The organism is Streptomyces sp. NPDC104226, from assembly GCF_055584085.1.
Genome location: NZ_JBVJMS010000008.1, coordinates 55854 through 78924 on the forward strand (window position 1 = coordinate 55854; position 23071 = coordinate 78924).

Sequence of the window (23071 nt, forward strand, 5' to 3'; positions counted from 1 at the left end):
TCCGGGGTGCCGGCGGGCCGTGCCCGGAGGTCTGACCCCGACCGCCGGGCGCGCGGGCGGGATCACCCTGGACGGCGAGCCCCTCCCCACCGCCGGCGGCTCCGTCACCGTGGACCTCGACCGGGGCCGGCACCCGGCGCGCACCTTCGCGGACCCCTTCGCATGCCTCTCCATCCCGCCGGGCGACACCCTGCCGTTCGTGACCGCTGCGGGCGAGGGGCGGCCGAAAGGCGCCCTTGCTAGCGGTATCTGACGCCAGGAGACTCCCGTCAGCGTCTCTCGGGGCTTGTCAGGGGCACGTCGAACGGCATCCTCTTCCGCCGTGCTCCCGGCCGCCCTCCACGGGCTCCGGCAACCACCCACCCCGCCGGGCCTCCGATCCCCACTCGGGAGGACGACAAGTGACGATCAAGACCCTCATCCGTTCCAGGCTCTTCGCCGTGGCCACCGGCATGGCCGCCCTGGCCGCCCTCGCGGCGCCCACCGCCGCGCACGCCGACGGCGGCTTCAGCGCGGACCGGCTCGCCTCCGCCGGCGCCTCGGTCCTGCGCGCCGACGTCGCCGGCACCGCCTGGCATACCGACCCCGCCTCCGGCACCCTCGTGGTCACCGCCGACTCCACCGTCTCGGCGGCCGACATCGCCAGGATCCGCAGCGAGGCCGGAACGAACGCGGCCGCCCTGCGCATCGAGCGCACCCCCGGCAAGCTCAGGAAGCTGGTCTCCGGCGGCGACGCCATCTACGCCTCCGGCTGGCGCTGCTCGGCCGGATTCAACGTGCGCAGCGGAAACACGTACTACATCCTGACCGCCGGCCACTGCACCGACGGCGCGGGCACCTGGTGGACCAACTCCGCCCACACCACCGTCATCGGCCCCACCGTCGGCTCCAGCTTCCCGAACAACGACTACGGGCTCATCCGCTACGACAACGCCGCCGTCGCCCACCCCGGGACCGTCGGCAACCAGGACATCACCAGCGCCATCAACGCCACCAACGGCCTGGCCGTCACCCGCCGCGGCTCCACCACCGGCATCCACAGCGGCACGGTGACCGGACTCAACGCCACCGTGAACTACGGCGGCGGCGACGTCGTCTACGGGATGATCCGGACCAACGTCTGCGCCGAGCCCGGTGACAGCGGCGGCCCGCTCTACTCCGGCACCCGCGCGGTCGGCCTCACCTCCGGCGGCAGCGGCAACTGCTCCTCGGGCGGCACCACGTTCTTCCAGCCCGTCGTCGAGGCGCTCAACGCCTACGGCGTGAGCGTGTACTAGCCCCGCTCCGGGGCCGCGCCACGGACCCGTGCGCCCCCGCCGCACCCCTGGACGTCCTCCCGCCTTCTGGGAGGATGTCCAGGGCGTTCGTGTCCACGGGGGGAGCGGGTTTCTGCATGAAGCGAATCGGCGTGACCGGGCACCGGTCGATTCCGGACGAGCTGCTCGGCCATGTGGAGGAGGGCCTGCGGGCCGTGCTCGGAGGCCACGAAGGGCCGTTGGAGGCCCTCTCCAGCCTCGCCGAGGGAGCGGACCAGCTGTTCGCCGCCATCGCGCTGGAGTACGGCGCCGACCTCACCGTGGTCATCCCCAGCGGGGACTACGAGGAGGGCTTCGAGGCCGCCGGCGCGCTGGACCGGTACCTGGGGCTCAAGCGCCGGGCCGCCCAGGAGATCCGGATGGACTTCGCCCGCTCCACCGACGCGGCCTACTACGCGGCCGGCACCTACATCGCCGATTCCTGCGACCGCCTCGTCGCCGTCTGGGACGGCCTGCCCGCCCGGGGGCACGGCGGCACGGCCGAGATCGTCGCCTACGCCCGCGCGCTCGGCAAACCGGTCACCGTGATCTGGCGGGAGGGCGTGGCCCGGGACTGAGGCCACGCCCTCCCGCCAGGTCAACTGCTGTGCCGGGCCAGCCAGTCCGTGTGTTGCGGGGACACGTACCGCTCGGTCTCGTAGACCGCGCTCGGCCACTGCGTCTCGGTGATCGTCGTCTGCATCACGACCATCATCGCGGAGAGGTCCTGCTCGATCAGGGTGTGCGCCTCGATCAGCGGATGGTGACGCCGCACCTCGTTCCAGGCGATCCCGGCTATCGCCGCCGCGCTCAGCAGCCCGGTCAGCGCCGGCCCCGGCCCCGAACCGAACGCCCCGAAGAGGGCGAACAGCAGCGCCAGCAGGGTCAGCAGCACGATCGACCACGACCACAGGGCCGTCGCCCGCCGGGACACCTCCGTCTTGCGCTGGTACCAGTTGCGCTGCTCGATCAGCCGGTCACGGACGTAGGTCTCCCTGCGGACCTGGTAGTCGAGCCCCCGCAGCCGGAACATCGCACCGGTGATCTCCCCGCCCTCCGGCACCAGACCGGCGGTCCGCGGATCCTCCCAGCCCATCTTCCGCAGTTCGTTCAGTCCCGCCTCCAGCCGGGTCCGGTACGTCTCCTCGGCACCCGGGACGTCGCTGCCGAAGGGCGCGCCGTGGACGGCGTACCGCCAGGCCAGCGATTTGATGAACTCGGCCGCACTGCGGTTCAGTTGCCACTGCGGACGGGCCCGGCGCCGGGTGGCCCGTACGCCCACGCCCAGCACCCCGGCGTAGGCGAGCACGCTCAGCAGCCCGGACAGGTAGGCGGAGCCGACCTTCGGCCCCTCGGGCAGTGCGGCGATCGCGGCGGCCACCACGAGCAGCAGCAGCTGCGCGCGGGTGGCCTGGGTGGACTCCCGCTGCCGGGAGATCGCCGCCTGGTCGGTGTGGTGGAAGAGGGCCGGCAGGTCCTCGTTGCGAAAGGTCATGCTGTCACTCACAGCGAACCCCCCAGTCTGCTGTTCTTCTGCGTCTACAGGGGAGATGCGGGGGCGGCGCCCGGCGGGAGCCGCCCCCGCGGATCACACCGCCAGGGGCTCCAGGTCCCGGTGGACCCGGCGCTCGTCGCGTGCGTACCGGGTCAGCCCGTGGTCCTCGCCGAGCAGCCGGGTCAGCTCGGCCACCGCCTCGGACCGCAGCCGGTTCGCCTCCTCCTTGCGGCCCATCATGTCCAGGCTGACCGCCATGTTGGAGGAGCTGGCCAGGGTTTCCGGATGGTGCACGCCCAGCGCCTCGCGCAGCCGCATCACCGAGATCCGCTCCAGCTCCAGGGCGCCCTCCGGATCGCCCAGGTCGGCCCGGGCGTTGGCCAGGTTGAGGTGGGCGAAGATGGTGTGCGGATGGTTGTCTCCGAGCACCTCGCGCATGTGCCGGATGGTCTGGCGCAGCATCGTCTCGGCGGTGTCCGCCGCCCCCGTGCCCCAGTGGAACACCGCGAGGTTGTTGACGGCGGCCAGGGTGTACGGATGCCGCTCGCCCGGCACCTTCACGTACTCGTCCACCACCTCCTGGGCCAGGTCCCGCGCCCCGCCCGGGTCCCCGGTCGCGAACAGGTCGGCGGCCAGGTTCAGTTCACAGGCCAGCAGGTCGGGGTTGACCGAGGTGTACTTGGCCCGGTACCGGTTGCGGGTCGCCGTGGTCAGCCGCAGCGCGTCCTCCACGTCCCCGGCCCTGCGCAGCGAGACCGCGAGGTTCTTGGCCGCCGACAGGGTGCCGGGGAAGGCCCGGCCCAGGGTCCGCTTGTAGATCTCGTACGTGCGGCTCAGCAGCTGCACCGAGTCGTCGTACCGGCCGACCTCGCGCAGGTCGCGCGCCAGGTTCTGCGCCGAGGACAGGGTGTACGGGTGGTCCGTGCCCAGCACCTCGGTGCGCCGGTCGAAGACCTCCTGGTCGATCTCCCTGGCCCGCGCGTACTGCCCGATCATGCGCAGGTTCAGCGCGAGGTTGTTCGCCGCGGCCAGGGTCCGCGGGTGGGCCTCGTGGAAGATCTGCCCGAAGCCCTCGTGCGCGGCGTTGGCCAGTTCCATCGCCTCGCCGTAGCGGCCCAGCGCCCCCAGGTCCATCGCCAGACCGCTGGTGGTCATGTACGTGTGCGGGTGCGAGGCGCCCAGCGCCGCCTGCTGGCGCTCCAGCGTGCCCTCGTCCAGCTCCATCGCCTCCACGAACCGGCCCTGCGAGCGCAGGATGTTGGAGAGGTGGAAGCGCAGGTAGAGGTACTGGAGGTCGTCGCCGCCCAGGGTCTCGCGCCAGGTCTCGCGCAACTCCTCGCCCAGCGCGTACGCGGCCTTGAAGTCGCCGCGCTTCCAGAGGTAGCGGACGCGGTCGATCAGCAGCCGGCGGGTCTCCGGCTCCTTGCAGTACCGGGCCTCCGACGGGGTCAGGTGCGGCCAGATGGTGTTGAACCGCGGCCAGGTCTCGGGGTTGTCTATCGGCTCGTCGTCGTCCGGCCGGGCACCCGCCAGGATCCGGTGCACCGCGTGCCGGGCCTCGCGCTGCTCCTCCTCGGAGAGCTGCGCCCGGATCACGGCCTGTACCAGGCGGTGCACCTGGATGCTGTTGCTGACCTGGTCGACCTTGGCGAGGGCGAAGCGGCCGATCTCCCGGATGACGCGGCCCAGGACGAGCTTCTCCTGGAGGGAGGAGTCGTACGGCTTGAGGGCGTCGATCATCTCCTTGCTGTACAGCAGGTTCGCCGAGATCGGCTCGGGTGCGAAGAAGGCGCACAGCTGGAGCAGCCGCACGGCCGCGGGGGAGCGGGACTGCAGCCGTTCTATGGAGACGTTCCAGGTGGCGGCCACGGGCTCCGGGTAGCCGGGCGGCTGGTTCAGCGCCAGTACCCGGGCGGCCTGCTGGGCCAGTTGCTCGATGTACGCGGACACCGGGGTCGCGGTCTCCGCGATCCAGGCGCCCGCCTGCTCGACGGCCAGCGGCAGGTCGCCGACCGCGACGGCCACCTGCTCGGCGTCGTCCTTGCTCAGCCCGGGGGCCCGGCGCTGGAGGTGCTCGATGGACTCCTCGCGCAGGAACACGTCCACCGGGAGGGCGTCGCCGTACTGGGACCAGGACTGGTTGCGGGAGGTGACCAGCACGTGCCCCGGGCCGCCCGGCGGGAAGTACCGCTTGAGCGTCTCGGGATCGTCGGCGTTGTCGAAGACCAGCAGCCAGCGCGAGGAGGGGACCCCGCGCCGCAGCAGGTCGATCGCCTCCTGGGAGGCGGCCGACATGTCCTCGCCGGTCTGCGCGCCGAGCCGTACGGCCAGTTCCGCGAGGGCGGCGACCACGTCGTCGGTCTGCTCGGCGGAGATCCACCAGACCAGGTCGTAGTCGGCCATGAACCGGTGCACGTACTCCAGCGCCACCTGGGTCTTGCCCACTCCGCCGAGCCCGAACAGGGTCTGCGGCTGCGGAAGCACCACGGATATGCCGCCGCCGAGCTGGTCGCGCATCCGCTCCAGCACGATGGAGCGGCCGGTGAATCCGGGGTTGCGGGGCGGCGCGTTCCAGATCTTCGGGACCGTCCCCGGGAAGCGGGGGCCGGGCGCGGAGGCGCTGGCCACGGTGTCGGGCAGCGCCATCGGCCGCTCCACCGCGCGCAGCAGCGCGGTCGTGGCGTGCACCTCGTCGAGGCGGAACAGGTCCACCGGATTGCGGTCGATGTACGGGGTGGACAGGCGTACGTCGCCCACGCGCAGCGGCACCAGCTGGCGGCGGCCCCCGGTCGGGTCCTCGGCGGCGGCCCGCTCCCACACGTCCACCGCGCGGGCGGACTTGAGGTAGGCGCTGGAGAGCAGCACCACGGTCCGCGCGGCGGTGTCGACGCTGATTCCGTTTCCGCCCAGGGTGTCCCCGCCGGCGGTGGCCGGGGTCCGTTCGGCGGAGACGTCCCGGGGGACGACCCGGAAGCCGGCCCGGGTGAGCACCGATTCGATCCAGTCGGCCCACATGCGGTTCTCGGCGACGTAGGAGAGGAAGAGGTCCGCGGGCAGGGCGGGGCGGCGCCGGGTGAAGGCGTCGCGGATCCGCAGGCGCACCTCCTCGCCGATGGCCGGCATCGAGGTGACGTCGCCCTCGGTGACGACGGTGGTGAGCCGTTCGAAGGCGGAGAGCAGGGAGTTGGTGAGCCCGGCCTCGTCCCCGAAGGTGGCCAGGGTCTCCTCGTAGGCGTAGTAGGGGCGGTACGGGATCTCCACCGCGCCCCAGTAGGAGGTGAGGTCGTCCCCGATCAGGCCGTTGGGGAAGCGGTCGAACTTGATCCGGGCCAGCGCGCGGCCGGCGTCGGCCTTCTCCTTCTCGCCCTCGTCGATGCGCATCGGGACCGGGTAGATCTTGATGCCGCGGTCGTTGAACCGCTCGTCGATCTGCCGGGCCACGGAGGCCGCGCCGTCGATGGACTGGTCGGACAGGGTGAAGCAGTCGACCAGGACGTCCGGCAGGTGGACGGTGCATATGTCCGCGATGTCGGAGAGGCCGGTGCGGCTGTCGATCAGGACGTAGTCGTAGTTCCGCTTCATGTCCGCCCGTAAGGCGTCGAAGAAGAGCCCGCCGCCGAGCCGGTCGTAGAAGTTGTCCCAGTCGAAGGTGGAGACGGTCGCCGAGTACTCGCGGTTCTGGCGGCCCGCCGAGACGAAGTCGAGCGTCCCGCCGTCGGGGAACTCCCAGCCGAGGGTCTCGGGGGTGAGCGAGACGGCGTGCGGCTGGATCCGCGCGTAGTCCTTGTGCCAGTCGTCGGCGCGCTGCACCGGGCTGGTGGCCGCCCACGCGTACTCGCTGATCAGGTCGATGACACCGGTGGTGGCGCCGAGGGTGGAGGGGTCCAGGAAGGGGTGGAAGAAGCGGTGCAGGCCGGGAGCCTCCAGGTCCCAGTCCACGGCGAGGACCCGCTTGCCGTTGGCGGCGAGGATCCAGGCGGTGTTGGCGAGCGCCATCGTGCGGCCGGTGCCGCCCTTGTAGGAGTAGAAGGTGACGATGCGCCCCTCGCGGTGCTCGTCACGGCTGCTGTGCTCGCCGTCACGGCTCTGGCTGTCACGACTCGCTGTCATCCGTGTCCCCCCGGTCGTTGTCGTTGTTGTCGATGGGCCCGTTGGGCCCGGTGGGCCCTCTGGACCCGATGGGCCCGTTGGGCCTGCCGTACCCGTTGCCCGTGTCGCCGGCGGTGGGCGGGAAGGGGGCGGGCGGTGGGGCCGGAGGCCCGTTCATCCCCATCGGGCCGAGCAGCCGGGGCCGCTCGGTGCCGGCCGCGGGGCTGCCCGCCGGCGGATAGACCTGGGCGTGTCTGAGGAACTGCTGGGCGGCGGCCTCCACCACCTGCGGCAGGATCTGACCGAGCGTCTCCATGTTGGCCACGCCGTTGGCGGCGGCCCGGCAGGCGGCCCGGCCCTGGCTCATCTTGACGGGCATGGTGTCCTCGAGCCGGTGGGCCAGCTCGCTCTCCTTGGCGCGGCTCTGGTGGTCGTACCGGTTCCACGGCACGACCACGTTGATCCACGGCCGGGACTCCTGGTCGAAGGCGGCGAGGCGCAGGCGGCGCTGTTCGTCCTCCACCGCCCACCGGTCCACGATGAGGATCTCGGGCCGGGTCGGCGGCTGTTTGGAGTCGAAGTGCCCGGCCTCGTCGTCGAACGACCCCACGGACGTCTGGTAGTTGAGGTTGCGGACCAGGTCCTCGGCGACGTAGGCGATGGGCCGCTGCGAGACCGGGTGGTACGGGTTCCAGTCCAGCGCGCTGTCCCCGTAGTACTCGGGGCTGCGGCCCTCGGGCAGGTCGTGCCGGGAGGCGGCGGCCACGGTGACGTGCAGGGTGCGCGCGGTGGCGCTGGGGGTGCCGTTCGGTGAGCCGAAGGCGCTGGGCACGAGGCGGTAGTCGAGTGGCCGGATCGGATCGAGCCGGACGGTTTCGGCGACCCGGACGATCCGCTTGGCGAGTTCGTACACGGCGCTCTCGTACTGCTCGGCGTAGCCCCGCAGTTTGATCAGCCCGTAGAGCCCGTCGGTGACGTACCGCTCGCCGAAGGTGTTGTGGTTGAACTGCAACCGCTCGGCGGGAAGCGGTAGTTGGGAGGGGGGTACCGGTACCCATAATGCGGGCACGATGGCCTCGGCCGGCTGGTTGCTGAGCGCCACGTGGTGGATGGTGCGCTGCGCGAAGGCGAACCACTCCTTCCCGCACATTTCGCTGGCGAAGTAGCGCGGCGAGAACAGGGGGACGAAGACCCGGCAGGTGGCGAGCGCCGCCCCGAGCCGTTCCGACCAGCCCTCACCGCTGCGTATCTCCCGGTCCATGAAGCCGGCCTCGGCTCCCGCGGGCAGATTCGTCAATGCCATGACATGGCTGCAGAGGTCGCGGAAAAGCCGCTCCACCCACATGTCCGGGTCCGGTCCTCCCGCTCCGAACCTCGGTGTATGCGCATAACTGAGAAAAAAGTACGGCTGCACTGATGCGGGCACACGACCCCCGTCCCGAAGATGCGAGCGAAGAAACATCATTCCGGAGCTGCTCCGCCACATCCCCTCATCGTTCAGTCAATCAGCGTCTGTTTTCGGTCATCCATTCAAGCGCGTGATCGACGGCATGCGGAAGGGCGAAGAGCATGGTCGACGCCCCGCCGATCCGCCCCCGGCGAATCCCTTCTTCCGGGAACGCCCTGCCGATCTCGGCGAAATCGCTGTCATCCAGCGCGATGTCCTCGTACGCGGTCCACCCTTCCCGCTTCGGACCTTCAGGCTGCCCCCCTGAAGACCCCGGTTGGTTCACCTTCACCACACACTCGTACATGCGCAAGGGGGGCTTCGGAATTCGATACTCCGCGAGATGGAAAGCGGTGCAGACAGAAAATCCCACATTGATCATGAGTACCTTCCACCCCTCCCCGCACATCTTTCCCAGGGGTGATTCCTCGCCCAAATGGCTGGTCAGCGGATGTGCCGCGCACAGCTTCCGGGCGCCTTCACCGACCGCGGAGAAGGAGGTCTGCGGATGCCCGCTGCGCGCCGCACCCGGGGCGGTGCGCACGGCTTCGGCGAGGACCCCCATGCCCTGGCTCGGGGTGCGCGCCGGGTCGAAGGCGGGCATGCGCGCGCGGAAGGCCCGTACGCCCTCCTCGGTGAGGCCGGCGATCCGTGCCAGGTGCGCGCTGGAGGTCTTGGAGTTCTGCGGGGTGAAGGCCGGCGCCGCGAGGGTGCCGCCCGGACCGACGGCGGCCACGAGGGCGTCGCGCAGCTCCTCGGCGCGCAGACCGGTGCCGCCGAGCGAGGCGTGCACCAGGAGGCGCATGCCGGGGCGGACACCGAGCGCGTGGAGGGGGCCGGTCACGCGTCGACCGTCTTCAGTTCCCAGCGGAGCTGCTCCACGAGCCGCTTTCCGGTGCTCGTCAGCTCCGCCGCCCCCGACAGCCGGTCCAGCGCCCGGTTGATCCGGTCCAGCCCGCCCGGCTCGGCGGTGGCGGTCGCCCGCCGGTAGGCCTCGACGGCCACCCGCTCGTGGACGTCGGCCAGCAGCCGGGACACCGGGACCGGGCGCTCCCGCCACGGCGAGGGGTGCTGCCATTCCCCGTCCAGCGCGTACAGGTCGGCCACCTCGGTCAGCGCCTGGAGGCCCGCCCGCCGCCGCCCCGTCAGCAGCGCGAGCGCGGTCTCCGCCACCCCCGCCGCGTACGGCACGCCGAGCGCGCCCGGACCGTGCCGCCCGGCCTCGCCCCAGCCGCGGGCCCGGGGCCCGCCCGCGAGGGGCGTCAGGGTGGTCAGCCCGGTGGCGGCCGCCCGCGCGAACTCGGGCACCGAGGCGTGCAGCAGGGCCCACGCCGCGTCGAGGCGCTCGCGCCACTCCCCGGCCTCCCCGGCGCCGAGCCGCAGCCGGGGCGGGCGGGCGAAGCAGTTGCGGTGCGGATCCAGGTCCTCCAGTGCCACCGGGACCGCGTCCGGCCCCGGCGACCAGGTGCGTACGGGCTGCCAGCGCGCGTCACCCGCCGCCGGGCCGAAGCGGTGCTCGGGGCGGCCCTCCTCGCGGACGGCGTACCCGCCGTCGGCGGCGTGCAGGGTGGCCCGGCCCTCGGTGCCGGGCTCGCCCAGGCGCAGCAGGCCGAGCGTCGGCAGGTACACCTCGCCGTCCCGGTAGACGACCTCGGCGGGCAGGTCGAGCCCGCCGCGCAGTACGGCGGCGGCGGCCAGCGCGGTCAGCCGGCGGGCCGCCCGGGTGGCGTCGGGGCCTTCCTGGCCGGGGTCGAGGCAGGCCATGACCCAGGTCCGGGTGAAGGGGTGGGCCAGTACGGCGTCCAGCGCGTCCGCGCCCGCGCGCCCGGCCCGCTCCACGGCGCCCAGCACCCGCCAGGCCCGGTCCCAGTCGGAATCACCCGTGCGGCGGTCGTTCAGGAGGGCGAGCAGGTCCCGGGTCAGCTGCTCCTGGGACCCGGCCAGCTCGGCCGGGTCGGACAGTTCCGGCGCGCTCGCGCGGGCACTCGTACGCCCCTCCACGCCGTCGACGAGCTCGCGCAGGTCGGTGCAGTAGACGGAGGGGTTGTCGAAGGTGCCGGGGGCTTCCGCGCCGGACGGATCGACCGGACCGGCCTTGTAGCGGTGCGTGTAGAGCCCGCCTCCGCACGAGCGTACGACGGGGCACCGGCGGCACGTGTCGCTGACGCCGGCCAGTCCCAACTGGCGCGCACGGACTCCGGGATGGGCCGCGACCAGGTCGAAGGGGTGGTCGAAGACGTTGAACCCGGTGGCTGCGGCGCCCTCGAAGGCGCTCTTGAGGGAGTCGACCTGTTCGAGGTTCCCGTCGGTCTCCACCACGACGAGATCGGTGGGCGCGAGGCCGAGGGACTCGGTGAGGCTGGGGCCGCCGGCCAGGGTGGAGAACAGCGAGTCGAAGAGCCGGACGGGCACCGGGCGGCCGCGGCGGTCCCAGTGGTCGAAGACCCGCAGCAGCCAGCGCGCGTAGGTGTCGGGGGCCTCGTCGGGGCGGACCGGGGGCGTCTGCCAGGTGGCGTGCGGGAGGAGGAAGTCCACGCGCGGCGGGTCCAGTTCGACGAGGGCGTCGAGGACGGCCACCGGATCGTTGGCCACGTCGATGGTGCAGAGCAGGCCCTGGTAGAGGTGGCGGTAGGGCTCGGTGCGCAGGAGGTCCACGGCGGCCAGGACCAGGGGGTGGCTGGTGCGCCCGTCGGCGAAGCGCCGGTGGCGGTCGTTGGCGGCGCGGTCCCCGTCGAGGGAGACGCTCACGCTGACGCCGAACTCCGCGAAGAGGTCCAGATAACGGCGGCTGAGCTGAAGGCCGTTGGTGTGCATGCGCAGGTCGAGGGAGGCGATGCCGTCGAGGGCGCGGGTGAATTCCTCGCACACGAGCCGGAGCCGGGCGGTGCCCGCGAGAAGCGGTTCCCCTCCGTGAAGGATGACCGTGACGGAGGGGAGTGCGTGGGACTTTGCGTGTTCGGCGAGACGCGACGCGGTGCGGGTGATCACCTCGGGGGAGATCACTTTGGGCCGGGCGCGCCAGCTCTGATCTGCGTGTTCGTAGACATAGCAATGATCACAAGCAAGATCGCATCTGCTGTGAACTTTCAGGACGATCTCGCGAAAAGCGATCAGGCCGGTCATTCCACCAGTCTAGAGCGCCGACTTCCTCGTCAGAGTGCAGAGTTGAAGATGGGCGTCTGAACCTTTCGACCGGATTCCGTCGGGAGGACGCGACCCAGGCTCGCGGCCGCGCGCGCACCGCGGACGTCGATCCGGTCGAGCGGGACGCGGGTGGCCGTGACGGTGCTGGCCGGGTGGGTTGCGGAGGTGTTCATGACGCCGTCCTCGGGGAGGTCATGGGGAAATGGGAGGAGGACAATGGCGAGGAGAGCCACTGTCTGGCGCGGACTTTACCTGCCCGACCGGTGATCGGCTTGCCGAACTGCGCAGGTCATTGTTACAGGATGATGTCCTGGTCAGGGCCGATCGGGCGGCAGTGGCAAACGCGATCGAATTCGCTCGCTCCCGGCGTTCGCCCGTTTGCCTCACGGGGGATTCTTTCCGTTTGCGGGCCTGCTGCCGCCCCCGGACTTCACCCCGATATGGCGGCGGCCGCGCGCCCCGGCGCTGCGGCCGGTTCCAGGCCTCCGACCTGGCTGCATGCCCCTGCATCCCCGGAGCCGGCCGGCGCGGAGCGGGGTCGGGTACGGGGGCCGGCGGGCCGGGACCCGGCAGGGGCCTGGTCGTCCTTCCGCCGGTCTGGAGCGCGTACTGCTTTGCCGGAGCGTCGAGTTGAAGCCGGGCTGTGCCCAGCCCAGCCCAGCCGCACCGATGTGACGGGCACGAGGGGTCATGGAAGGGCAAGGGGAAACGGACGCGGCGGGGCTCCCCCTCCTACGCCGGCTGCTGCTCGTTGACGGGAGGTGCGGGGACTTCCCGGAGCAGCCAGGTCAGTACGTCGGGCAGGGCGCGCAGCGCCGCGAAGTGCGCGGCGGCCGGGTCGATGTTCGTGGTGGCGCCCGGGATGCGGCCGGCCAGCCAGCGGGAGTGGCCCACGGGGGAGAACACGTCGAGCTCCCCGTGCCAGATCAGCACGGGGCAGCGGATGTCCGCCGGGTCGAAGCCCCAGGGGCCGCTGAAGGCGATGGCGTCGTCGATCCAGCCGTAGGCGGAGGTGCGGACCCCCTCGCGGTAGTTGCGCAGCAGCATGGCCCGCAGACCCACGTCGGCGACGATCATGCGGTCGCTGTCGGTCAGCTCGCGGCGCAGTTCGTCCAGGAGCCGGCCCGGGTCCTCCGCGATCCCGGCGGCGCGCGGGATCAGCCGGGCGGCGAGTTCCTCGGGGTCGCGGCCCGCGGTGGAGTGCTCCCGGATGTTCGAGGGGGACATGCCCTCGAACCAGTCCAGGTCCTCCGCGTCCCGCGGTGCCAGGGAGACCAGGGCCGCGGTCCGCAGGACCCGGTGGGGGAGCAGGGCGGCGCAGGCCAGCGCGCCGGGGGCGCCGCCGGAGCGGCCGGCCACGGCGAAGTGCTCCAGGCCCAGGGAATCGGCGATGGCGGCGACCTCGGTGGCCACGTCGGCGACGGTGCGGCCCGGATGGCGGTCGGAGCCGCCATAGCCGGGGCGGTCGTAGGCGATGAGCTGCACCCGGCGCTGGTAGAGGACCATGCCCCGGGGGGCGGGGCCCAGGCGGCTGCCGGGCGTGCCGTGGAGCAGGAAGACGGGTTTGCCGTGCGGGTCGCCCCAGCGCTCCACCGTCAGATTCCGTCCGTCCGCGACGCGCACCTGACTGCGCACGCGCTCCCTCCCTCACGGTCGAAGCGACTCGTCATCGTGATTGTGCTCGCTGGGGGCGGAGTGCGGTAGGGCGCACTTCGTCAGAAATTCTTGTGAAAGTTTTCACAAGCGCACAGGGGTCTTAGGTCCTTGAGTATTTGCGCAGGTCAGAGGGGTGATGGGGGAGGGGTGAACAGGTGTGAACGGCCCTTCGACCCGGCGGTAAAGGGCTTTTTCGGCGGCGCGGCTTCCGCTTTTGGGTGTCGAATTGAGTCATCAGGAAAGCGGTTCAGGTTGAGTCGAAATGAAGGAGTTCCTGCCATGCAGGCGAACGAGATGGTGGATGGACTGGTCCAGGGGGCGCTCACGGCGCTCGACCAGTTCTCGTCGTTCAACCAGGAGCAGGTCGACCACATCGTCAAGAAGGCCTCGCTGGCCGCGCTGAGCCAGCACGGCGAGCTCGCCCAGCTGGCCGTCGAGGAGACGGGCCGCGGCCTCTTCGAGGACAAGGCCGTCAAGAACCTCTTCGCCTGCGAGCACGTCGTGAACTCGATGCGCGGGCTCAAGACCGCCGGCGTCATCCGCCGCGACGAGCTGAACGGCATCACGGAGATCGCCGAGCCCGTCGGCGTCGTCTGCGCGATGACCCCGGTCACCAACCCGACCTCCACCACGATCTTCAAGGCCCTGATCGCCCTGAAGACCCGCAACCCGATCATCTTCGCCTTCCACCCCTCCGCGCAGAACTGCTCCGCCGAGGCCGCCCGCATCGTCCGCGACGCCGCCGTCGCCGCCGGCGCCCCCGCCGACTGCGTCCAGTGGGTCACCGCCCCCTCCATGGAGGCCACCGGCGCCCTCATGAACCACCCGGGCGTCTCCACGATCCTCGCGACCGGCGGAAACGCCATGGTCAAGGCCGCCTACTCGTGCGGCAAGCCGGCCCTGGGCGTCGGCGCGGGCAACGTCCCGGCGTACGTCCACAAGAGCGCCAAGCTCGGCCGCGCGATCCACGACATCGTGCTCTCCAAGGCCTTCGACAACGGCATGATCTGCGCCTCCGAGCAGGCCGTCATCCTCGACACCGAGATCTACGAAGCGGGCCTCGCCGAGTTCAAGCGGCTCGGCGCCCACGTGCTCTCCGCCGCCGAGAAGACCAAGCTGGAGCAGTTCGTCTTCGGCACCACCGCCTACGCGGCCGACACCGACGGCGCCAAGCTGAACCCGGCGGTCGTCGGCAAGTCCCCGCAGTGGATCGCCGAGCAGGCCGGCTTCACCGTCCCGGACGGCGCCTCGATCCTCCTCGCGGAGTGCAACGAGGTCGGCGCGAACGAGCCGCTGACCCGCGAGAAGCTGTCCCCGATCCTGGCCTGCCTGAAGGCCTCGGACACCGATCACGGCCTCGAACTGGCCGCCGCGATGGTCGAGTTCCACGGACTGGGCCACAGTGCCGCGATCCACGCCGAGGACGAGGAGCTCGTCGAGGAGTTCGGCAAGAAGGTCAAGGCGATCCGCGTCATCGCCAACTCGCCCTCCACCTTCGGCGGCATCGGCGACGTCTACAACGCCTTCCTCCCCTCGCTCACCCTGGGCTGCGGCTCGTACGGACACAACTCGGTGTCGAACAACGTCACCGCGGTCAACCTGATCAACGTCAAGCGGATCGGACGGCGCAACACCAACATGCAGTGGTTCAAGGTCCCGCCGAAGATCTACTTCGAGCGCAACTCCATCCGCTACCTCGGTGAGATGGACGGCATCAGCCGCGTCTCGATCGTCACCGACAAGACGATGGTCTCCATCGGCTTCGTGCAGAAGGTCGTCGACATCCTGCAGGCCCGCGAGGGTGCCGTGTCGATCCAGATCATCGACAACGTCGAGCCCAACCCGGAGCTCTCCACCGTCCAGGCCGGAGCCGCGATGATGCGCGACTTCAAGCCCGACACGATCATCGGCCTCGGCGGCGGCTCGCCGATGGACGCCGCGAAGATCATGTGGCTGATGTACGAGCGCCCGGAGGTCGAGTTCGCCGACACGAAGGAGAAGTTCTTCGACGTCCGCAAGCGCGCCTACAAGTTCCCCTCGCTCGGCGAGAAGGCCAAGATGGTCGCCATCCCGACCACCTCGGGCACGGGCTCCGAAGTCACCCCGTTCGCCGTCATCTCCGACCCGGCCGCGGCCCAGAAGTACCCGCTCGCCGACTACGCGCTGACCCCGAACGTCGCCATCGTCGACCCGATGCTGCCGATGGGCCTCCCGCCCAAGGTGACCGCCGACTCCGGCTTCGACGCCCTGACGCACGCCACCGAGGCCTACGTCTCCGCCTACTCGAACGACTACACCGACGGTCTGTGCCTCCAGGCCATCAAGCTCATCTTCGAGAACCTGCAGCGCTGCGTGGTCGACGGTCCGAACGACTTCGAGGCCCGCGAGAAGATGCACAACGCCTCCACGGTCGCGGGCATGGCCTTCGCCAACGCCTTCCTGGGCATGGTCCACGCCATGGCGCACACCCTGGGCAACACCTTCCACGTCGCCCACGGCCGCACCAACGCGCTGCTCCTGCCCCACGTGATCCGCCACAACGGCACGGTCACCCACAAGGCCACCCCGTGGCCCAAGGCCGAGGTCTACCGGGCGCCGGAGCGCTTCCAGGAGATCGCGAAGATGCTGGGCCTGCCGGCCGCCACGGCCGCCGAGGGCGTCGAGTCCTACGCCAAGGCCGTCGAGGAGCTGCGCACCAAGTGCGGCATCCCCGCCTCCTTCGCCGAGGAGGGCGTGGACGAGCAGGCCTTCATCGAGGCCCTGCCCACCCAGGCCATGAACGCCTACGCCGACCAGTGCGCCCCCGCCAACCCGCGGATGCCGATGATCGACGACCTGAAGCAGCTGATGCGCCAGGCGTACTACGGCAACGCCGAGGGCGCCCCGGCCAAGAAGGCCGCCGCCAAGAAGAAGTAGCCCTTCAGGAAGAGGCAACCCTTCTTCCCACCGAGAACCTCCGCTAAGGAGCGGAAAAGCCCGCCCGGGACGCTAAGGCCCGGGCGGGCTTTCCACATGTCCGGGCGGGTGAGCGGTCAGGCGTGCGGGATCAGCAGGGCTGCGGCGGAGCGGGCGCGCTCCAGGGAGGTCGCCCGGTCGGCGCCGCGCTCGCCCAGCACCACCCGGGTGCTCAGCCCGTCCAGCAGCGCCAGCAGCTCCGAGGCCCGGGCGGGGACGTCCAGGCCGGCGGCGAAGCGGCCCTGCTCCACCCCCTTGGCGAGGAGCGCCTCCAGGTCCCGCTGCCAGCCGTCGTCGATCTCCTGCTGGGCGGCGCGCAGCGGCTCGTTCGAGGGGATGCGGGCCCACAGCTCGATCCAGAGCGTCCAGCGCGGATCGCGGGGGCCGCGGGGCAGGTAGAGCTCCAGGAAGAGTGCGAGCTTGCGGTGGGCGGTGACCCGGCGTGCCAGCAATTCGTTCCGCTCTTCGGCCAGTTGGCGCTCGCTCCAGTGCAGGGCGGCCAGCAGGAGCCGGTCCTTGCTGCCGAAGTAGTACAGGATGTGGCCGCCGCTGGTGCCGAGCCGTTCGGCGAGCGCGGACATGGTGAGCGTCGCCAGCCCGTCCTCGGCGATCGCCGCCATGGCCTCTTCCAGCATCCGCTCCTGGGCGATCTGCCCGTCGCGCCGCCGTGCCGCTCCCGCTGCCACGTGTGCCGCCTTCCCGATCTTCGTGGGCCGACCCTATCCCGGACAGGGTCTTGACGGGGTCCCGGTCGGGGGCGCATCTTGAATGCCATTCAAGAACTTAGAACGCCGTTCAAGATTCCTGCGGCGGTTCGACAGGTCACCGGGACGAAGGTCAGGGGCAGCGCGCATGGCACAGCAGGAGACGACGGCCGACGTCGACGAGGTCTTCAGAGTCGAGACCCACGGCATCGACCCCATCCCCGACGCCGAGCGGCACGGTGGGGCCAAGGACCTCTTCTGGCTCTGGTTCGGGTCGAACCTGACCTTCACCTACGTGATCAACGGAGCCCTCGCCGTCGCCTTCGGCCTCAGCTTCTGGCAGGCCACCGCCGTGGTCGTGCTCAGCGGCCTGTCCTTCTTCGCGATCAGCGCCGCAGGCCTCAGCGGCATCCGCACCGGCACCGCCACCCTGGTCATCTCCCGGGCCGCCTTCGGCGTCCGGGGCAACTGGCCGGCCGGCGTCCTCAACTGGGTGGTGAGCATCGGCTACACCATCGTCAACACGGTCGTCGGCACCCTGGCGCTGGAGGTCTTCTTCGCCGAGACGGGCCTGGGCGAAGGCACCCTGATCAGGGCCGTCGCGCTCGGCATCACCCTCGCGCTCACCTTCGCCGTCGCCATGTGGGGACACGCCACGGTGCAGTTCGCCGAGCGCTGGATGGCCTACGTCCTGGCCGTCGGCTTCGGCGCCCTGCTGGTCTTCGTCCTGCCCGGCGCCGAGACCACCGCCCCGGCCGACGCCCTGGCCCCGGGCCTGTCCGGCTGGAGCCTGGCCTTCGTCGTCATGCTCGCCGGCCCCTTCTCGTACCTGCCGATGCCCGCCGACTACACCCGCTACCTGCCCCGCACCACCTCGCTGAAGTCGATCACCTGGATGGGCGCGCTCGGCGGGTTCGTCTCCTCCGTCGCCCTCGGGATCGCCGGTGTGGCGGCCGCCACCCAGACCGACATGACCGACGCCGTCGCCGGCGCGGAGAGCCTGCTGCCCGGCTGGTTCCAGCCGCTGTTCCTGGCCCTGGTGCTGGGCGGCTCCGTCACCAACTCGATCATCACGCTCTACTCCTCCAGCCTGAACCTCCAGGTCCTCGGCATCCCGTGGAGCCGCGCCCGGGCCATCGTCATCAGCGCCGCCGTGACCGCCGCCGGATCGCTCGCCGCGCTCTTCCTCACCGACTTCACCACCTCGCTGCTGTCCTTCCTCTCCCTCCTGATCATCGTGTTCGCCCCCTGGGGCGGCGTCTTCCTCGCCGACATGCTGCTGCGCCGCTGCCGCTACGACTCCGACGCGCTGCACGCCGGGAGCGCGGGCGCCTACTGGTACCGCTCCGGCTACCACCCGGCCGGCATGACGGCCCTGCTCGCCGGCATGGCCTTCGCGGCCCTGACCTGCGACTCCGAGCTGTGGACCGGACCCCTCGTGGCCCCGCTCGGCGGCGCCGACCTCACCCTGCTCGGCTCGGTGGTCTCCGGGCTCACGTACTGGGCCCTCGCCCGGCGGACCCCCGCCTACGTCCCGGCGGCCTAGGCCGCCCCTCTCGCCGCGTTCCCTCGCCCGCATCCCCTCTGCACAGGAGCACCACCCCATGCCGTACGCCGCCGCCCCCGCCGATCTGCTCCTCACCGGAGCCCGCATCCACACCGTCGACCCCGAGCTGCCCGAGGCCGAAGCCCTCGCCGTGCGCGACGGGCGGATCGTCTGGGTCGGCCCGGACGCGGAGGCCGCCGACTGGGCGGGCCCGGACACCGAGCGGATCAACGCGGGCGGCCGGCTCGTGCTGCCGGGGTTCATCGACGCCCACAACCACGTCCGGCTCGGCTCCGACGACGCATGCGTCCAGCTCGCCGGGGTGCGGACGCTCGAAGCGATCCTCGACCGCATCGGCGCGTGGCGGGAGGCCAACCCCGAGGCCGACTGGATCGAGGCCGAGGCCTTCGACTACTCCGCGATCCCCGGCGGCCGCATGCCCACCGCCGCCGACCTGGACCCGGTCACCGGGGACACCCCCGCGATCGTGCTCTCGTACGACGTCCACACGGCCTGGCTGAACACAGCGGCCATGCACCGGCTCGGCGTCGCGAAGGACCGTACCGACCTGCCCTTCGGCACGGCGGCCGTGGACCCGGAGACCGGTGAACCCACCGGTTTCGTCAAGGACTTCGCCATCAAGGGGCTCTCCCGCGACGGCCACCGCGCCCTGCGCGACCTGGGCGTCCCGTGGGCCTCCCCGGACCGCCAGTACGGGCGCCTCGCCAAGAGCCTCGACGACGCGATCGGCTTCGGGATCACCACCGTCGTGGAGCCGCAGAACTCCCTCGACGACCTGGAACTGTACGACCGGGCCCGCGCCGAGGGCCGGCTTCGCTCGCGGATCGTCGCCGCACTGTTCCACCCGCGCGGCACGACCGAGGAGGACCTCGACCTCTTCGAGGCCGCGGCCAAGGTCCACGCGGGGGACCGCTTCCGGGTCGGCCCCCTCAAGCTCTACATCGACGACGTGGTCGAACCGCGCACGGCCGCGCTGCTGGAGCCGTACACCGGCTGCGGAGCGCACCGCGGCGAGACCTTCTACCCGGCGGAGGAGTTCGCCGGGCTCCTCGCCCGGCTCGACGCGCGCGGCTTCCAGTGCTTCGTCCACGCCACGGGCGACCGGGGCATCCGCACCGTCCTCGACGCCGTCGAGCACGCCCGGGCCGTGAACGGCCCGCGCGACGCCCGCCACCAGGTGGTGCACGTGGAATGCCTGGACCCCGAGGACGTACCCCGCTTCGCGCAGCTCGGCGTGGTGGCCTGCATGCAGCCCCGGCACTGCGCGCCGGAGATCGCCGGTCCGGGCCAGGACTGGGCGGAGAACGTGGGGGAGGACCGCTGGCACAAGGCGTGGCCGATGCGGAGCCTCGCCGACGCGGGCGCCGTCCTGGCCTTCTCCAGCGACTGGAACGTCGCCGAGATGGACCCCATGATCGGCATCTACACGGCACTGACCCGGCGCCCGCTGGACGGCGGAGACCCGTGGCAGGAGCAGGAGACGGTGGACGCCCGCACGGCGGTGTACGGCTACACGATGGGCTCCGCGTACGCCAACTTCCTCGAACAGGACCGGGGTTCCCTCACGGTCGGCAAGGCGGCCGACTTCGTGATCCTGTCCCGGGACATCCTCGCGGTGGCCCCGGAACAGATCCCCGGCACGGTCGCCGAAACGGTGGTGGTGGCGGGCGAGGTCGTCCACCGGGCGGGGTAGGGCCCGGCGGTGCGTGGCCGGCCTACCGCTTCGGCCAGTACCAGAGGGGTTCGTCCAGGGGGCCCTCGCGGTCGGCCACCTCGGTTTGGCCGAAGTCCTTGAGCAGGGTGATGGTCCGCAGGTCCACGCGGTGGCGGTGGACGCCCGAGGCCAGGGCGTCGGCCAGGGGGGCCGCGTGGGTGACCACCACCGTCTGGGTGGTCCGGGCCACCGTCAGGATCAGGTCCGCGAGAGGGCCCAGCAGGTCGGGGTGGAGGCTGGTCTCCGGCTCGTTGAGCACCATCAGGGCGGGCGGGCGCGGGGTCAGCAGGGCTGCCGTCCACAGGAGGTAGCGCAGCGTTCCGTCGGAGAGTTCCGCCGCGCCCAGCGGGCGCAGCAGCCCGTGCTGGTGGAGCTCCAGGGCGAAGCGGCCGTCCCGGTCGGAGACGGCCACGGAGCTGCCGGGGAAGGCCGCCTCGACGGCCGTGTCGAGGGCCGCGTGGTCGCCGGTCTCCCGGATCGTCTGGAGCGCGGCCGGCAGGTCGGAGCCGTCCGCGGCGAGCACCGGCGTACGGGTTCCGACGCGCGGGGTGCGGGCCGGCGCGTCGGCGTCCGTGCGGACGTGGTCGTAGAACCGCCAGGAGCGGATCAGCTCGCGCAGGGCCAGCAGGTCGGGGGCCAGTTGCGGGTCCGCGAGCTCGCTGAGCATGGAGTCGTACGGGCGCAGGGCGCCCTGGGTGCGGTGCCAGCCGCCGTCGGCGGTGCGGGTGCGCACGGCGGGCCCGGCGCGGTCCGAGAGCAGGGCGGCGGGGCGCAGCACCGGCCCGGCCCAGGTGCATTCCCGTTTGATCTCCGGGTCCAGGCCGAAGAGCGAGTCGGGGACGGGGGAGGGGTGGCCGAAGTCCACCGCGTAGCCGAACTCGTCCCCGGCGAAGCCGAGCCGCAGGCTCACCGGTTCGGAGCGCACGGTCGGCTCGACCGCGTACCGGCCTTCGCGTACCGCCCGGCCGGTCTTCTCCGGGCCGGCCCACAGGGTGGAGGGCAGACCGCCCTCCCGGGCCAGCGCCGCGACGGCGCCGCCCCGCGCGGAGTCCGCCAGCAGCCGCAGGGACCGGTACAGGCTGGACTTGCCGGTGCCGTTGGCGCCCGTCACCACGGTGAGCCGGCCGAGGGGGACGATGAGCCTGCGCAGGGAGCGGTAGTTCTCCACCGCGAGCGTCGTGATCATGCGGCGGTCAGGCCTCCGGGTGCTCTTCGGGGGCCAGGAAGCGGCCCATCGGCAGCACCTGGCGGCCCCAGGTGCTCGCCATGATCTGCCCGGCGAGCAGGTACGTGGCTCCGAGCGCGGCCAGCAGCCCGCTCCAGCCGGTGATCCGGTTCCAGACCACCGAGCCGGTGAACCCGCTGACGGTCATCGCCACGAAGACCACCAGCACGCAGGTGAACGTGGACAGCAGCACCAGGTGGATCCGCCAGCTGCCGATCCACAGCACGAACACCACGAACACCCACGGCAGCGTGAACAGCCCGCTCACGTCCCCGCGCAGCGCCGGATCGGTGGCCGGGAGCACCCACTGGAGCAGACAGGCCTTCGCCATCCAGAACAGCCCGAAGCCGCCGAAGACCGTGGCGTGCCAGGTGTCGCCGCGCTGCGCCTGGAAGAGCCCGGCCAGCAGCTGGGCGAGCCCGCCGATGAAGAAACCGACCAGCGGCAGCACGGAGTGACCGAGCTTCTCGGGGAAGACGCCCGCGTCGATGCCGGTGGCGATGACGGTGACGACGATGAAGCCGGTGAGGCCGAGGGCGCCCAGCTGGGCCTGCGCGCTGGGCTCCATCCGCTTGACGGAGACGGCCTGTTCGGCGGGGCCCTGGCGGTTGCGGAGGTGCACGGGGTTGTTCATCGCGCGGCTTCCCGCTCCGGCAGGGTGTCCGGACCTTCGGGGAGCCCGCTGCCCACCGGGGGGCCCGCCTTGCCCTTGCGGCCCGCCGCACAGGCCATCGTGATCGCGGAGCCGAGCACCGCCCAGCCGCTCAGGACCAGCAGCGGACCGGTGATGTCATTGCCCTTGAAGTACGCGATCGAGCGCGCGGCGTACGTGCCCGCGCCCGGCGGCAGCCACGGGCCGATGGCCTTCCAGAACGGCGGCAGCAGCGGGTACGGGTAGGCGCCGCCGGCGCTCGGGTTGCCGAACACCACCACCAGCAGGATCGCCAGGCCGATGCCGACGACGCCCGCGAGGCCCTGGAAGGCCAGGGTGATCGCGCCGACGGAGAAGACGACGAGGGTGCCGAGCCCCCACAGGGCCCAGATGCTGCCGGGCAGGGCGTCCAGGACCGGGTCGGCGATCACCGCGCCGAGCAGCCCGGCCGCGATGGAGTACGCCAGCAGGGTGCCGAGCCGGATGATGCCGCGGTGGATGTTCGCGGGCCGGGCGCCCGCGCTGATCGCGAGGATCGCGGCGCACAGGTACCCGCCCACGCACCAGCCCACGACCAGGTAGAACGAGCTCAGTCCGCGCCCGTCGCCGGCGGCCACCGGGGCCACGTCCACGACGCGGACGGTCCGCCCCTGGGCCTTCTCGACGCGGCCGACGATCTCCTCGACGGCCTGGGACAGGGAGGCCCCGGCGCCGCTCGCGACCAGCAGCTTGTCGGTGGTGCCGGCCGGGTCGACGATCAGCGCGCCGTCCACGTCCCGGTTCTGGATCTGCCGCAGCGCCGTCGCCTCGTCCTGTACGGCACGCGGGTCGAGCGGCTTGCCGGGCAGCGCGGAGAGCTGTTTCGCCGTCTGTGCGGCGATCGGTGCGGCGGGCGCGGCCACGGCGATCGGGATCTCGCTCGGCTTGGGGTGATGGAAGGCCCCGATGTAGGAGGTGATGAAGGCGAGCTGGAGCGCCAGTACGCCCAGGACCAGGAGAGCGGCCCGGGCGGTGACGGCGTCCTTGATCTCGGCGAGGAAGCCGCCGGACTGCCCTTGGTCTGCGGGAGTGGGCTGGGTCATGTCTCACACGCTCGGCGTACCGGGCGCCCGGCGCAGCAGGGGTGGG

The 23071-nt window shown here is 71.7% G+C and carries 17 protein-coding genes; 6 read left to right on the forward strand and 11 right to left on the reverse strand.

Annotated features, from left to right (window positions below):
* Nucleotides 1–19: 19 nt before the first annotated feature.
* The 3 genes from ACZ60J_RS24555 to ACZ60J_RS24565 all read left to right on the forward strand — a co-directional run bounded on the left by ACZ60J_RS24555 (nucleotide 20) and on the right by ACZ60J_RS24565 (nucleotide 1873).
* Nucleotides 20–253, forward strand: coding sequence for a hypothetical protein (locus ACZ60J_RS24555; RefSeq protein WP_469684974.1), 234 nt, complete (start codon nucleotides 20–22; stop codon nucleotides 251–253).
* Between the two features lie 199 nt (nucleotides 254–452).
* A complete protein-coding gene (locus ACZ60J_RS24560; RefSeq protein ID WP_469685589.1) occupies nucleotides 453–1277 on the forward strand; it encodes a S1 family peptidase in 825 nt (274 codons plus the stop codon).
* 116 nt (nucleotides 1278–1393) lie between these two features.
* Nucleotides 1394–1873 (forward strand): hypothetical protein, encoded by a 480-nt coding sequence (locus tag ACZ60J_RS24565; RefSeq protein WP_469684975.1) that lies wholly within the window; start codon nucleotides 1394–1396, stop codon nucleotides 1871–1873.
* A gap of 20 nt (nucleotides 1874–1893) precedes the next feature.
* On the opposite strand, the gene ACZ60J_RS24570 is transcribed toward ACZ60J_RS24565, so the two are convergent.
* From ACZ60J_RS24570 to ACZ60J_RS24600, 7 genes are all read right to left on the reverse strand, one after another.
* On the reverse strand, nucleotides 1894–2790 hold the full coding sequence (locus ACZ60J_RS24570) for a DUF4231 domain-containing protein (RefSeq protein WP_469684977.1): 897 nt from the start codon (nucleotides 2788–2790) through the stop codon (nucleotides 1894–1896).
* A gap of 93 nt (nucleotides 2791–2883) precedes the next feature.
* On the reverse strand, nucleotides 2884–6900 hold the full coding sequence (gene fxsT, locus ACZ60J_RS24575; RefSeq protein ID WP_469684979.1) for an FxSxx-COOH system tetratricopeptide repeat protein: 4017 nt from the start codon (nucleotides 6898–6900) through the stop codon (nucleotides 2884–2886).
* Nucleotides 6884–8341 (reverse strand): TIR-like protein FxsC, encoded by a 1458-nt coding sequence (locus ACZ60J_RS24580; RefSeq protein ID WP_469685591.1) that lies wholly within the window; start codon nucleotides 8339–8341, stop codon nucleotides 6884–6886. Before ACZ60J_RS24580 ends, fxsT begins: the two co-directional genes overlap by 17 nt.
* A 43-nt stretch (nucleotides 8342–8384) precedes the next feature.
* On the reverse strand, nucleotides 8385–9170 hold the full coding sequence (locus ACZ60J_RS24585) for an AAC(3) family N-acetyltransferase (protein WP_469684981.1): 786 nt from the start codon (nucleotides 9168–9170) through the stop codon (nucleotides 8385–8387).
* The gene (gene fxsBH, locus ACZ60J_RS24590) at nucleotides 9167–11449 is read right to left on the reverse strand and encodes a radical SAM/SPASM protein FxsBH, inactivated beta-hydroxylase extension form (protein ID WP_469684983.1); all 2283 of its coding nucleotides are present in this window, start codon (nucleotides 11447–11449) and stop codon (nucleotides 9167–9169) included. Before fxsBH ends, ACZ60J_RS24585 begins: the two co-directional genes overlap by 4 nt.
* A 29-nt stretch (nucleotides 11450–11478) precedes the next feature.
* Nucleotides 11479–11643 (reverse strand): FxSxx-COOH cyclophane-containing RiPP peptide, encoded by a 165-nt coding sequence (gene fxsA / locus ACZ60J_RS24595; RefSeq protein ID WP_250740270.1) that lies wholly within the window; start codon nucleotides 11641–11643, stop codon nucleotides 11479–11481.
* Nucleotides 11644–12202: 559 nt separating this feature from the next.
* On the reverse strand, nucleotides 12203–13105 hold the full coding sequence (locus ACZ60J_RS24600; protein ID WP_469684985.1) for an alpha/beta fold hydrolase: 903 nt from the start codon (nucleotides 13103–13105) through the stop codon (nucleotides 12203–12205).
* A 300-nt stretch (nucleotides 13106–13405) separates the two neighbouring features.
* Between ACZ60J_RS24600 and adhE the strand changes: the two genes are divergently transcribed.
* Nucleotides 13406–16042, forward strand: coding sequence for a bifunctional acetaldehyde-CoA/alcohol dehydrogenase (adhE, locus tag ACZ60J_RS24605; protein WP_469684987.1), 2637 nt, complete (start codon nucleotides 13406–13408; stop codon nucleotides 16040–16042).
* A 116-nt stretch (nucleotides 16043–16158) separates the two neighbouring features.
* Here the strand turns inward: adhE and ACZ60J_RS24610 are convergent, their stop codons facing one another.
* Entirely contained in the window at nucleotides 16159–16716 is a 558-nt protein-coding gene (locus tag ACZ60J_RS24610) for a TetR/AcrR family transcriptional regulator (RefSeq protein ID WP_469685593.1), read from the reverse strand.
* Between the two features lie 217 nt (nucleotides 16717–16933).
* Between ACZ60J_RS24610 and ACZ60J_RS24615 the strand changes: the two genes are divergently transcribed.
* Both ACZ60J_RS24615 and ACZ60J_RS24620 read left to right on the forward strand, forming a co-directional pair.
* Nucleotides 16934–18331, forward strand: a complete 1398-nt coding sequence (locus ACZ60J_RS24615) for a purine-cytosine permease family protein (RefSeq protein WP_469684989.1) — start codon at nucleotides 16934–16936, stop codon at nucleotides 18329–18331.
* 58 nt (nucleotides 18332–18389) lie between these two features.
* Nucleotides 18390–20045: an amidohydrolase gene (locus ACZ60J_RS24620; protein WP_469684991.1), complete on the forward strand. Its 1656-nt coding sequence runs from the start codon at nucleotides 18390–18392 to the stop codon at nucleotides 20043–20045.
* A 22-nt stretch (nucleotides 20046–20067) separates the two neighbouring features.
* Here the strand turns inward: ACZ60J_RS24620 and ACZ60J_RS24625 are convergent, their stop codons facing one another.
* The 3 genes from ACZ60J_RS24625 to ACZ60J_RS24635 are packed head-to-tail and all read right to left on the reverse strand — an operon-like array spanning nucleotide 20068 to nucleotide 23025.
* Nucleotides 20068–21252, reverse strand: coding sequence for an AAA family ATPase (locus ACZ60J_RS24625; protein WP_469684993.1), 1185 nt, complete (start codon nucleotides 21250–21252; stop codon nucleotides 20068–20070).
* Nucleotides 21253–21259: 7 nt separating this feature from the next.
* A complete protein-coding gene (locus ACZ60J_RS24630) occupies nucleotides 21260–21925 on the reverse strand; it encodes an acetate uptake transporter (RefSeq protein WP_469684995.1) in 666 nt (221 codons plus the stop codon).
* Nucleotides 21922–23025: an ABC-2 transporter permease gene (locus ACZ60J_RS24635; RefSeq protein WP_469684997.1), complete on the reverse strand. Its 1104-nt coding sequence runs from the start codon at nucleotides 23023–23025 to the stop codon at nucleotides 21922–21924. Before ACZ60J_RS24635 ends, ACZ60J_RS24630 begins: the two co-directional genes overlap by 4 nt.
* Nucleotides 23026–23071: the final 46 nt, after the last annotated feature.

Bases quoted from the DNA above. Each gene is read 5' to 3' on its own strand.
- ACZ60J_RS24560 (WP_469685589.1), top strand. From the start codon at position 453: ATGGCCGCCCTGGCCGCCCTCGCGGCGCCCACCGCCGCGCACGCCGAC.
- ACZ60J_RS24565 (WP_469684975.1), top strand. From the start codon at position 1,394: ATGAAGCGAATCGGCGTGACCGGGCACCGGTCGATTCCGGACGAGCTG.
- ACZ60J_RS24570 (WP_469684977.1), bottom strand. From the start codon at position 2,790: ATGACCTTTCGCAACGAGGACCTGCCGGCCCTCTTCCACCACACCGAC.
- fxsT (WP_469684979.1), bottom strand. From the start codon at position 6,900: ATGACAGCGAGTCGTGACAGCCAGAGCCGTGACGGCGAGCACAGCAGC.
- ACZ60J_RS24580 (WP_469685591.1), bottom strand. From the start codon at position 8,341: ATGTTTCTTCGCTCGCATCTTCGGGACGGGGGTCGTGTGCCCGCATCA.
- fxsBH (WP_469684983.1), bottom strand. From the start codon at position 11,449: ATGACCGGCCTGATCGCTTTTCGCGAGATCGTCCTGAAAGTTCACAGC.
- fxsA (WP_250740270.1), bottom strand. From the start codon at position 11,643: ATGAACACCTCCGCAACCCACCCGGCCAGCACCGTCACGGCCACCCGC.
- adhE (WP_469684987.1), top strand. From the start codon at position 13,406: ATGCAGGCGAACGAGATGGTGGATGGACTGGTCCAGGGGGCGCTCACG.
- ACZ60J_RS24610 (WP_469685593.1), bottom strand. From the start codon at position 16,716: ATGCTGGAAGAGGCCATGGCGGCGATCGCCGAGGACGGGCTGGCGACG.
- ACZ60J_RS24615 (WP_469684989.1), top strand. From the start codon at position 16,934: ATGGCACAGCAGGAGACGACGGCCGACGTCGACGAGGTCTTCAGAGTC.
- ACZ60J_RS24620 (WP_469684991.1), top strand. From the start codon at position 18,390: ATGCCGTACGCCGCCGCCCCCGCCGATCTGCTCCTCACCGGAGCCCGC.
- ACZ60J_RS24625 (WP_469684993.1), bottom strand. From the start codon at position 21,252: ATGATCACGACGCTCGCGGTGGAGAACTACCGCTCCCTGCGCAGGCTC.
- ACZ60J_RS24630 (WP_469684995.1), bottom strand. From the start codon at position 21,925: ATGAACAACCCCGTGCACCTCCGCAACCGCCAGGGCCCCGCCGAACAG.
- ACZ60J_RS24635 (WP_469684997.1), bottom strand. From the start codon at position 23,025: ATGACCCAGCCCACTCCCGCAGACCAAGGGCAGTCCGGCGGCTTCCTC.